Here is a 4,392-nt window from a genome sequence, read left to right as displayed (position 1 = left end):
GCAGGCTCTTCCGGCGGGTGGGGCGATGCTTGCGGTGGGTGCTTCCGAGGCGGACGTCCTGGCGGCGTTCCCGGACGTGGACGTCGCGGTGGTGAACGGTCCTGGGGCCGTGGTGGTCGCGGGCCTGGAAGCCGAGATCGACGCCGTTGCGGAGGCGGCGGGCGGGCGGGGTTGGAAGTCCAGCCGTCTGCGGACCAGTCATGCCTTCCATTCGCGGTTGATGGAGCCGATGTTGGAGGACTTCCGTGCCGTGGTGCGGTCCCTCTCCTTCGCCGAGCCTTCGGTCCCGGCGGTTTCGTCGGTGACTGGTCGTCAGATAGGTGTCGGGCAGTGGTCGGACCCGGAGTACTGGGTCGACCAGGTCCGCAAGCCCGTCCGGTTCGCCGATGCCCTCGCGGCCCTCGACGGTGTTACGAGGTTCGTCGAACTGGGCCCGGACGGCGTGCTGTCCGCGCTCGTCCAGCAGCCCGACGCCGTCACCGCGCCGCTGCTGCGCCGCGACCGCGACGAAGTCACCACCGTGCTCACGGCGTTGGCGACCCTGCACGTCAACGGCGTTCCGGTCGACTGGGCGCCCTTCTTCACCGGCGTCCGACCGGTCGAGCTGCCGACCTACGCCTTCCAGCACCAGCGGTACTGGCTGGAGAGCCGGCCCGCGAAGGCGGTGGCCGCCGACCCCGTCGAGGCCGGGTTCTGGGCCACGGTGGAGCAGGGCGATCTGTCCGGCCTGTCCGCGCAGCTCGGCGTCCCGACCGCGTCGCTGGAGAACGTGCTGCCCGCGCTCGCGTCCTGGCGGGCACGGGGCCAGGAGCGGTCACTGATCGACGGCCTGCGCTACCGGGTCACCTGGAAGCCCGCCGACCTGCCGGCCGCAGAACCGGCCGGACGGTGGGCCGTGGTCGGGGACGACGTCCACGGGCTCGGTGAGGTGCTGAGCGGGCTCGGCGCCTCGGTGGTCCGGGTGCCCGCAGGGACCCGCGCCGAACTGGCCGCCCGGTTCGAAGGGCTCGACATCTCCGGCGTCGTGGCGTCGACGACCTCGCTCGGCGACGCGTCGGCGCTGGTTCAGGCCCTGACGGACGTGCGGAACGAGAGCCCGCTGTGGCTGGTGACGCGGGCCGCCGTGACGACCGGCCGGGCGGACAGCCCGGTCGACGTCGACCAGGCCGCGTTGTGGGGCTTCGGCCGGGTGGTCGGCCTGGAGCACCCGGAGTTCTGGGGCGGGCTGCTCGACCTGCCGCCGGTCGTCGACGCCCGTGCGGCCGCGCGGGTCGGTGCGGTGCTGGCCGGAGCGCTCGGCGTCGAGGACCAGGTCGCGGTGCGCGGCGGCGGGGTGGTCGTCCGGAGGCTGGAGCACGCCCCGGCGAGCACGGCGGCCTCCGCCTGGCGTCCGCGCGGGACGGTGCTGATCACCGGTGGCACGGGCGGCCTGGGCGCGGAGGTCGCGCGCTGGGCCGCGGCGAACGGCGCCGAGCGGCTGGTGCTGGTGTCGCGGCGCGGAGCGCGGGCGCCCGGTGCGGCGGAGCTGCTGGCCGAGCTGCCGAACGCCGAGGTGCACGCCTGCGATCTGGCCGACGGGGCCGAGGTCGAGGCCCTGCTGGCCGTCGTCGGCGACGTCGACGCGGTGGTGCACGCGGCGGGCGTCGCTGCCGACGTGCCGCTGCGCGACGCCGACGAGGCGCACTTCCGCGCCGTGCTGTCCGGCAAGGTCGACGGGGCGTTGCACCTGGACGCGCTGGTCGGTACGCGTCTCGACGCGTTCGTGGTGTTCTCGTCGATCTCCGGTGTCTGGGGCAGCGGTGACCAGGCCGCGTACGGGGCGGCGAACGCGGCCCTGGACGGCCTGATCGCCAGGCGGCGCGCGTACGGGCTCCCGGGAACGGCCGTGGCCTGGGGGCCGTGGGCCGAGATCGGCATGGCCGCGGACGACGAGGTCGCGACCCAGCTCCGGCGCCGCGGCCTCGTGCCGCTTGACCCGCGACTGGCGGTGGCCGCACTGGCCGGCGCGGTGAACGGCGACGAGGCCGCACTGACGATCGCCGAGGTCCGGTGGGACGCGTTCGTCCCGGTGTTCGCGGCGACGCGGGCCCGTCCGCTGTTCGACGGTCTGCCCGAGGTGGAGGCGGCGCCGGCCGTCGGCGGCACGGTGTTCTCCACGTTGGCGCAGCGGCTGGCGGGCCTCGCCGCAGGGGAGCGGGAGCGCCTGGTCGGCGAGGTCGTGCGGTCGCACGTCGCCGCCGTGCTGGGTCACACCTCGGCCGAGGGACTGGAACCGGGGCGGGCGTTCAAGGAGCTCGGCTTCGACTCGCTGACGGCGGTGGAGCTCCGGAACCGCCTCCAGGGAGCGACCGGACTGGTGCTCGCGGCGACGCTGGTGTTCGACTACCCGAGCGTCGAGCGGCTGGCGGCCCACCTGCTGGGCGAGCTGAGCGGCTCGGTGGACGCGGTGCTGGCGCCGGTGGGCACGGTGGCCGCAGGCGACGACGATCCGATCGTCATCGTGGGCATGGGCCTGCGGCTCCCCGGCGGGGCGGACACCCCGGAAGCGTTCTGGGAGCTGGTCGCCTCCGGTCGGGACGGGATCGGGGCGTTCCCGACCGACCGTGGCTGGGACCTGGACGGGCTGTACCACCCCGACCCGGACCACGCCGGCACCACGTACACCCGCGAGGGCGGATTCCTCTACGAGGCACCGGAGTTCGACGCCGACCTGTTCGGGATCTCGCCGCGTGAGGCGCTGGCGATGGATCCGCAGCATCGGCTTCTGCTGGAAACCGCGTGGGAGGCGTTCGAGCGGGCCGGGATCGATCCGTCGTCGCTCCGCGGCGAGCAGGTCGGCGTGTTCGCCGGTGCCAACAGCATCGACTACGCAGACCTGGCGGCGGGGCTCCCGGACGAGCTGGAAGGCCACCTCCTGACCGGAACGGCCGGCAGCGTCGTCTCCGGGCGGATCTCGTACACGTTCGGGCTCGAAGGCCCGGCGGTGACCATCGACACGGCGTGCTCGTCGTCGCTGGTGGCGTTGCACCTGGCGGCGCAGGCACTGCGTTCGGGTGAGTGCTCGATGGCGCTGGCCGGCGGTGTGGCCGTGATGTCGGGCCCGGAGACCTTCGTTCAGTTCTCGCGCCAGCGGGGCCTCGCGCCCGACGGCCGGTGCAAGCCGTTCGGCGCGGGTGCCGACGGGACGGGCTGGTCCGAGGGTGTCGGCATGCTGCTCGTCGAGCGGTTGTCGTCGGCGAGGGCTGCGGGTCGTCGGGTGCTGGCGGTGGTGCGGGGCACGGCGGTCAACCAGGACGGTGCGTCGAACGGTCTGACGGCGCCGAACGGTCCGTCGCAGCAGCGGGTGATCCGGGCGGCGCTGGCGCAGGCGGGCCTGTTGGCGTCCGACGTGGACGCGGTGGAGGCGCACGGCACCGGTACCGCCCTGGGCGACCCGATCGAGGCCCAGGCGCTCCTGGCGACGTACGGCCAGGGCCGTGACGGCGGCGAGCCGTTGTGGCTGGGGTCGGTGAAGTCCAACATCGGGCACACGCAGGCCGCGGCCGGTGTCGCGGGCATCATCAAGATGATTCTCGCGATGCGGCACGGTGTGCTGCCCGCGACGCTGAACGCCGACGAGCCGTCCCCGCACGTGGACTGGGCGTCCGGCGCCGTCGAGCTGCTGACGGAGTCCCGGCCGTGGAACCCCGGGGACCGCCCGCGCCGGGCCGGCATCTCGTCGTTCGGCATGAGCGGCACGAACGCGCACGTGATCCTGGAGGAGCCCCCGGCGACCGAGCCCGTGTCCGCGCCGGTGCCGACGCGGTTGCCGATCGTGCCGCTGGTGCTCTCAGGTCACACCTCCGAAGCTCTGCGGGCTCAGGCCGCGCGCATGCTGGCCTCCGCCGGAGAAGGCGGGGACCCGGCGGTGGCGCTCGGCGCGGCCTCGATCCGGCGTGCCGCGCTGGCACATCGCGCGGTGGTGCTTGCCGGTGACACCGAGGGGTTGACGACCGGGTTGGGCGCGGTAGCTTCCGGGGCGGGTGGTCTGACGGGTGTTGCGGGTTCTGGTCGGGTGGCGTTCCTGTTCACGGGGCAGGGTGCGCAGCGTGCGTCGATGGGCCGGGGGTTGTACGAGGCGTTCCCGGTTTTCGCGGATGCCTTCGACCAGGTGGCGTTGCACGTGGATGCCTATCTGGACCGGCCGTTGGCGGAGGTGCTGGCGGACGAGGAGCTGATCCACCGCACCGGGTACGCGCAGCCGGCGTTGTTCGCCGTCGAGGTGGCGTTGCACGCGCTGCTGTCGCACTGGGGTGTGCGGGCGGACGTGCTGGTCGGTCATTCGATCGGTGAGATCGCTGCCGCGCACGTGGCCGGGGTGCTGTCGCTCGGCGATGCGGCGGCGTTGGTCGT

The 4,392-nt window shown here is 73.9% G+C and carries 1 protein-coding gene; it reads left to right on the top strand.

Annotated elements, in window-relative coordinates; translation table 11 throughout:
- Nucleotides 1–25: 25 nt before the first annotated feature.
- On the top strand, nucleotides 26–4,392 hold a 4,367-nt coding region (locus tag PUR56_RS07395; protein ID WP_329948324.1), incomplete at its 3' end, for an SDR family NAD(P)-dependent oxidoreductase.

It is taken from the genome of Streptomyces sp. BE303 (assembly GCF_036290945.1).
GTDB lineage: Bacteria > Actinomycetota > Actinomycetes > Streptomycetales > Streptomycetaceae > Kitasatospora.
The sequence above is the reverse complement of the archived record's forward strand: the minus strand, read 5'-3'. Positions and strand labels throughout refer to the sequence as shown.